Below are 5,234 nucleotides of genomic sequence, written 5' to 3'. Positions count from 1 at the left end.
GAACCGTATTTTGCATCGGGGATTCCATTTGCGCACATCGGCCCCCCTCCTTCCGCGTTCGATGGTTCCCGGTCTTCCTCTCTAAGCGTGGTACAAAGTACCGGCGTGGTTGCGCTATAATTTTACCATGCCCCTTTCCCGGATGACCTGTCCCGCCTGCGGGGCGGATCTTGTCTACGATTCCCACGAGGCGGCCATCGCCGTGCCTACGGACCTGTCCGGGGCGGTCTGGGAAATGGGGTGGCTCGGTGTGGGGGCGATCGCGGAACGGAAGGAAAAACTCCTGTCGTCGGGCCCGAGACGCGGGATGGGGGAGAAGGGGAGGGACGCGGCGGAAGCGTTCCCTCTCGAGAGGATCCACCGGGAGACGCACGGCTGCCTTGCCCGGGTGTGGGAAGAGGGGACGGTTGGGCCATGGTAGAGAATCCATTGACGTGCGCGAAAAAGAGGAAAGCCCGAATCCTTATTCTGGTCGTGCTCGCGCTCGTGCTGCTCGTGGCCGGTATGTACCATGACCGGCACGCCGCATCCGCGTATGACGAGCGAAACGTCTGGATCCGCGCGTTCTCCCCGGCGGAAGAAGAGGGACCGTTCTTTGCCGAGGGCTTCGTGGATCCGGCCGGGCCGGGGCGGATGAGCCATGTCTCCTCGGTGGCGCCTCTGCCCGGCGGGAATGTCGCGGTGGTCTGGTACTCGGGCTCGCGGGAGGGCGCCCGCGACATCGCGATTCATTACGCCGAGTACGATCCGGAAAGCGGGTGGGGAGCGTCCCGCGTGCTCCTGACCTGCGAGCAGTGCGCCCACGAGCTCGGGCGACACGTGAAAAAGCTCGGCAACCCGGTTCTTGTCAGCGACGCGATGGACCGCCTCTGGCTGTTTTACGCATCGGTCGTCGAAGGAGGCTGGTCCATGGCCTCGATCAACTACAAGGTTTCCCGCGATTGGGGCAAGACCTGGAGCCGGAGCGAAAAGATCGTCCTGAGCCCGTTCTTCAACCTCACGAACAACGTCAAGAACAAAGCCCTCCTGCTCGACGACGGCTCCTTTCTGCTGCCCGTCTACCACGAGCTCATCAGGAAGATGTCCTACATCCTGCACGTCATTCCGAACGACGGCGGTCTGCGCTGCGAACTGATCCGCATCGGAACGAAGGGGAAGGCGATCCAGCCCGCGCTCCTCCACGAAGGCGGCCGCAGCCTCCTGGCCCTCATGCGAAACATGAACGGCGGCTCCGCCCTCATGAGCAGGAGCTATGACCTGGGGCGCACATGGACCCCCATCGTGGAATCTTCGCTTCCGAACCCGAACTCGGGGTTCGACGCGATCGGAGTCGACGGCGCGGGCTACCTGGCCGTGGTCAACGATTCGGGGGACCGGAGCAGGCTTGCCCTCATGCTTTCTGCGGACCGGGGGCGCACGTGGCGCACCATACATGTGCTCGAAGACCGGGCGGGCAGGGAGTACTCCTACCCGAGCATCGTCCGGTCGGGAAACGGGCGCTATCACATCACCTACACCTACGAGCGCACGCGGATCAAGCACGCCACGTTCAACAGTGCGTGGCTCGAGGAGAAGATCGATAGGCGTTAAGGAGATATTGCCGAGTATCGGTGCGGTGCTCTTTCTCGTCTGGGCCGTCCTCGCCCTGGCCGGCATGAGAGACGGGAGGCAGCGGAACGGGGTCCCACGGTTTGCACTCGTGCTGACTTTCTTTCTCGCGGTTTTGGGAAGCACTCTCCTCCTGCCTGACCGTTATTCCGTCGGGTGGCTGCTCCTTTCCATTACCCCGGTGTTTTCCGTCACGGGGGTTTTGCTCCTTGCTGCCTTGATCGATCTCCGTTTCCTCGGGGGAACGATCTTTCGCCCTCGGGCGGCAACAGGCCTTGCCGTTCTGGTCGTTGCCGTATCCGTGCCCCTTTATGCGTCATCGCTTGGCCTTGTGCCGTACGATGTGTATGTCCTTGGATACCGGGGCGGCCCGGTCCTGCCGATCTTTCTGGTCGCGGCAGTGGCTCTGTCCGCCACGGGGAGGCATGCATTGTCCTTTGCGATTTTGCTTGCTGCCGCAACCCGTGAACTCGGATTGCTGCCCTCGGACAATTACTTCGATCACCTGACGGACGGACTGACGTTTATCCTATCGGCCGGCTTTTTGATTTTTTCCGCGCCCCGAAAGAAACTCTCCGTATAATATGGGAAACGAGAAATTTCCGGAAAACAGGAGCGCATGAAGCACGCACCGATACGGTCCTCGGTCGTTTTTCTGGCATGTTCCGTCCTTCTGAACGTCGCGGTGTATTCGGCCCTGCGGGTCGTGTTCTATATGATCTTCCGAATTCCGGCGGACCCCGTGCCCACGGCCATCTTACTCAAGTCCCTTTACATCGGGTTCAAGTTCGACCTCCGGCTTTCCCTTCTCATGAACGCTCCGGTCTTCGTCTTCTCCCTTCTCCGTCCGCTCAATATCTTTGCGTCCGCCTTCGGCCGGAGGCTCTGGACCGTCTACCTTCTCCTCGCCAATCTCTTTGTCCTCTTCGTCTATATCGTCGACTTCGGCCACTACGATTACCTCCAGAGCAGGCTCAACGTCACGGCTGTGCGCTTACTCTACAACCTGTCCACCTCCCTCCAGATGATCTGGGATACCTATCCGGTGGTCTGGTCCCTGCTCGGCCTCGGCATGTTCATCGCCGCCTTATGGTTTTTCATTTACCGCGCCGTTTCCTGGCTTTCGAGCTTCGACAGGCCGAAAAAGGCCGGTCGCCTGAGGACCGCGGCGACTTTCGCCCTGGTCATCCTTCTGATCGCCACCGGCATTTACGGCAAGCTCTCCTGGTACCCCCTGCGCTGGTCCGATGCCTTCTTCAGTCCCTACCAGTTCGCCTCCGCGCTTGCCTCAAACCCCGTGCTCTATTTCTTCGATACGGTCAAGAAAGAGATTTCGCCGTACGACCTCGAAAAGACCCGCGAGCACTACCCCCTCATGGCCGGCTACCTGGGCGTCGACCGCACGGACTCCGAGCGGCTGAGCTTTACACGCTTCATCGCCCCGAAGCAGCCTCGCAAGCGGAAGCTCAATGTCGTCATCGTTTTTCTCGAGTCCTTCGCGTTCTACAAGACCAGCGTCTTCGGCAATCCCCTTCGGTCATCCCCTCAATTCGACGAGATCGCAGGCAACGGGGCCCTCTTTCCCCGCTTCTACGTCCCGAGTACCGGCACCGCCCGCTCCGTGTTCGCCGCGGTTACCGGCATACCGGACGTTGAGACCCAAAACACCGCCTCGCGTAACCCCTTGATCATCAATCAAAACACGATCGTCAACGCATTCGAGGGTTATGAGAAGTTCTATTTTCTCGGCGGGAGCCTCAACTGGGCCAATATCCGGGGCTTCCTGTCCTCGAACATACCCGGACTCAGGATATACGAGGAAGGCAGCTACACCTCTCAGCGCGTCGACGTCTGGGGAATCTCCGACCTCCATCTCTTCGAGGAGGCAAACAAGGTGTTTCGCGCCCAGAACAAGCCTTTCTTCGCGTTCATCCAGACCTCCGGCAACCACCGCCCCTATAACATCCCGGAGGACAACCGTGGTTTCCCCAAGGTCGAGACCACCGACGAGGATGTCACGAGCCATGGTTTCGAGTCGGTCAAGGAGTACAACGCCTTCCGCTTCATGGATCACTCCATCGGATTTTTCATCAAGACCGCGAGCAGGGAAAGTTACTTCCGGGATACCGTCTTCGTCTTCTTTGGCGACCACGGCATTGGCGGAAATGCCGCGCATATACCGAAATCCGAGGAGCAGCTCCACCTGACCCACTTCCACGTCCCCCTCGTCATCTACGCCCCCGGCTTCATCCCCCCCGCGGTCTACGACGCCCCCGCAAGCGAAGTGGATATCCTGCCCACCGTGGCCGGGCTCGCCGACGTACCCTACCTCAATTCTACGCTCGGCCGCGACCTCTTCGACCCCCGCTTCGAGGGTACGCGCTACGCGTTTACCATCGGCAACCAGTCCGCTACCCCGGAAATCGGCCTTGTCGGCAAAGATTACTATTTCCTCATGCTCGCCGACGGCTCCCGAAAAAGCCTCCACGAATACGGCTCGGATACCCCCCGCGAGGATGTCGCCGGAAGATACCCCGTGGTCGCAGAGCAAATGGAAACCTTGACCCGCGCGATCTTCGAGACATCCCGCTACATGCCCTACTTCAACTCCCTGGAACGTGTAAGAGGAAAATAGGGGGCAGGGTAGGTTGCAGGAAGGCCAGAACCTCCTGCGCCGCCTCCCGCAGTATTTCCTCAGTATTTCCTCGTACGCTGCGATGTCCGGCGCCTCGCTGCCCCTCCGCTCGATGCCATCCGCCCCCTTCCGGGGGGACGCTCTCACCGGGGACATTCCTGATTCATCTCCGGGATGCGGGAGCGGAGTGTCCCCGCACATCCCTTGGCACCGGGCGGCACGCACGGATACTTTGCCGTATTCATGAAATGAACCACACCGCGTGGTACAACGTACCGGCGTGGGTGCGCTATAATTTTACCATGCCTCTTTCCCGGATGACCTGCCCGGCTTGCGGGGCGGACCTTGCCTACGATTCCCACCAGGCGGAAAAAGGCCCGGACGGGAAGGAGATGTGCCCCTACCTGGGCCGGCCATACTCCAAGCTGCGGGCGGCGCACGATCTGATCTATTTCGGCAAATGGAGGAAGATGGACGCCACGACGACCGACATCCGGCGGGCCTACCATCAGATCGGAAGGCACCTGAAGGCGATCGGCGAGGTCCTGGGAACGAAGGATCTCCCCGCGGCGCGGCGGGATCTTGGCAAGGCGATCGAGGCGTTCCAGGCGGGGGATCCCGAGGGGGAGTCTCCGGATTCCCTCCGGTTCATGGACCACGCCCTCTCCTACGCCCACACGGCGATCGACGATCTCCTGCACGAGGAGGGCCTGCCCCCCCACGACCCCATGGAATTCTCGAAATGGTACGACGCGGTGGAAGTGCCGTTCAAGGAGGAGTGGTGACCGGTACCGGTACTCGAGGAGGAAACCGATGATATCGCTCGAACGATACCCCAGGGAAATCACACTGCGCGACGGCGCAAGGCTTACCCTGCGTCCGATGGTCCCGGAGGATGCAGACCGGCTCTGGGATTTCTTCCGCCGGATCCCGCCGGAAGACAAGATGTTCTTCCGGGAGGACGTAAGCCGAAAAGAAGTGGTGGAACGGT

Annotated in this window: 5 protein-coding genes; all 5 read left to right on the top strand. The window is 60.8% G+C overall.

What is annotated here, in order from left to right; genetic code table 11:
* Positions 1-127 precede the first annotated feature (127 nt).
* The 5 genes from A2Z13_04160 to A2Z13_04140 all read left to right on the top strand — a co-directional run bounded on the left by A2Z13_04160 (position 128) and on the right by A2Z13_04140 (position 5,028).
* Positions 128-421, top strand: coding sequence for a hypothetical protein (locus A2Z13_04160; protein OGP81395.1), 294 nt, complete (start codon positions 128-130; stop codon positions 419-421).
* An 8-nt stretch (positions 422-429) separates the two neighbouring features.
* Complete coding sequence (locus tag A2Z13_04155) at positions 430-1,590, top strand: hypothetical protein (protein OGP81394.1); 1,161 nt, start codon at positions 430-432, stop codon at positions 1,588-1,590.
* A gap of 7 nt (positions 1,591-1,597) precedes the next feature.
* Positions 1,598-2,191 carry a hypothetical protein gene (locus A2Z13_04150; protein OGP81393.1) on the top strand — a complete coding sequence of 198 codons (594 nt, stop codon included), beginning with the start codon at positions 1,598-1,600 and terminating at the stop codon, positions 2,189-2,191.
* 36 nt (positions 2,192-2,227) lie between these two features.
* The gene (locus A2Z13_04145) at positions 2,228-4,243 is read left to right on the top strand and encodes a hypothetical protein (protein OGP81392.1); all 2,016 of its coding nucleotides are present in this window, start codon (positions 2,228-2,230) and stop codon (positions 4,241-4,243) included.
* Positions 4,244-4,491: 248 nt separating this feature from the next.
* Positions 4,492-5,028 carry a hypothetical protein gene (locus A2Z13_04140; GenBank protein OGP81391.1) on the top strand — a complete coding sequence of 179 codons (537 nt, stop codon included), beginning with the start codon at positions 4,492-4,494 and terminating at the stop codon, positions 5,026-5,028.
* The last annotated feature ends 206 nt before the right edge of the window (positions 5,029-5,234 follow it).

This window comes from Deltaproteobacteria bacterium RBG_16_64_85 (assembly GCA_001798885.1).
Taxonomy (GTDB): Bacteria; Desulfobacterota; Deferrimicrobia; order Deferrimicrobiales; family Deferrimicrobiaceae; genus FEB-35.
This window is presented reverse-complemented; position numbering and strand designations above follow the sequence as displayed.